The organism is Paeniglutamicibacter selenitireducens (genome assembly GCF_051550675.1).
Classification (GTDB): domain Bacteria; phylum Actinomycetota; class Actinomycetes; order Actinomycetales; family Micrococcaceae; genus Paeniglutamicibacter.
This window is the reverse complement of sequence record NZ_JBPULF010000021.1, coordinates 1-1,776: the sequence shown is the minus strand read 5'-3', so window position 1 is coordinate 1,776 and position 1,776 is coordinate 1. Positions and strand designations below refer to the sequence as shown.

1 protein-coding gene is annotated in these 1,776 nt (G+C 61.2%); it reads left to right on the top strand.

All coding sequences use genetic code 11. The annotated features are described in order from the left end of the window. The first annotated feature begins 50 nt into the window (after positions 1–50). Positions 51–1,352 carry a ParB/RepB/Spo0J family partition protein gene (locus ACSYDW_RS18930; protein WP_497198342.1) on the top strand — a complete coding sequence of 434 codons (1,302 nt, stop codon included), beginning with the start codon at positions 51–53 and terminating at the stop codon, positions 1,350–1,352. Positions 1,353–1,776 lie beyond the last annotated feature (424 nt).

The window sequence follows — 1,776 nt, the reverse complement described above, 5'->3', positions numbered from 1 at the left end:
AGCGCGGGGCTGGTTCCGCGATCCCCCTCACCCATGAAACGAGAAAAACCATGAACACCCAAAGGATCGAACAGGTGAATCCCCAGTCTCTGACCGTGGACACCAACGTGCGCACCGTGGCCGAACTCGGCACCGATTTCGTTGCATCCATCAAGGAGCACGGAGTGCTCCAGCCGGTCACCGTCCACGAACGGAACGGAGCCCTCCACGTGCTGATTGGTCAGCGCCGAACCCTCGCCGCCATCGAAACCGGGCTTGAAACGATCCCGGTATACGTGGTCGACACCCCCGAGGAAGCAACCCGGCTGGCAACGCAGGTCGTTGAAAACGATCAGCGTCAGGAACTGACCCACGCCGACCGCGCCGAAGCATTCCACCAGCTTTCCTTGCTCGGCATGACCCCGGCGAAGATCGCCAAGCGCACCGGAGCCACCAAGGAAACCGTCAGCCAAGCACTGATCGCCAAGGCGAACGATGCCGCTACCGCCTCGCTGGGGCAGGGATTGACCATCGAACAGGCCGCGAAGATCGCGGAGTTCGACGGACACGAGGAAATCATTGCCGAACTGACCGAATCCGCATTGGAAGAACCAGCGGAATTCGCGCACCTCGCACAGCGCCACCTCGACCAATTGGCCGAGGATGCCGCAGTGGAAGCCGTCAAAGCCCTATTGGTCGAGTCCGGTAAGACGCTGGCCACGGATGAGGAAATGGGATACGACGGCACCGCAAAAGCCGTCACCTCTTTGAACCGCCCCGCTGGGGAACCTGCCACGGAGGATGACGCGACCGCGTACCACGTCCGCGTCCTGTACAACGGGAAAATCGAAACCACGCCCGTGGTGCAGGGCTGGAAGGCCGCAGGATTCACCGACCGTTGGGGCAACAACGGCAGTAAGTCAGGACCAATGACCGAGGAACAAAAGGCTGAACGCAAGGAACTCATCAGCCGCAACAAGGACATGGCTTCGGCCATCACTGTTCGCCACGAATGGATCACCAAACTGCTGGCCCGCAAAACGGCTCCCAAGGGTTACCTGCACTTCGTGGCCAAGACCATGAGCGCCAACAGCTACGAACTTGGCCGCTCCATTCAGGAACTCGCCGCAAATTTCGCGGGCATCAAGACCGGGGGATTCCACCCGGTCACCGAGCACACCGCCAAGGTGGCGGCTCGCAGCGAGTTCACCATCCTGGCCCTGTGCTTCGCGGCCTACGAAAAGCACCTAGACCGCACGGCATGGAGGAACCCCACCGCCGATACCCGCAAATACTTCGCACAACTGATCGCTTGGGGATACACCCCGAGCGCAGTTGAAAAGCTCATCACCGACGATCCAACCGCAGAATAGCCAGGCAGGGGAGGGGCGCCGCATCAGGTGCCCCTCCCCATTTTCTGGTGGTGCGGGCGGCCTCCGCCGCACGCTCCCCCGGCCGCCGACGCTGCGCGTACTCAAGACCTCACGCCAGGTGACGGATTACCTGTGCTTACTTTTGTAGCTGGCCAGCCCGTTGGGCTGTGGATGGTCTGACATTTCATCGCACGCGTGTCCACCCACCCACAGCGCTACACTTCGCCCACCGCCCCGACACGCAGACTCGACACGCAGACTCGACACACCCGCTAGCGCGCGTGGACGAGCCGGCCAGAGTTTCGCGATTTGAGAGGGAAGCGTGTTTTCTACTCGCGCATGATGTGTGTTTTTTACTCACGCTTCGGGTGGTGCTTTTGGGTACCAACGGTGTTTTCTGAGGTTGCCCAGGCTGCGGTGATAC

Excerpts from the sequence above, each read along its gene's own strand:
- ACSYDW_RS18930 (WP_497198342.1), top strand. The coding sequence starts at position 51 with ATGAACACCCAAAGGATCGAACAGGTGAATCCCCAGTCTCTGACCGTG.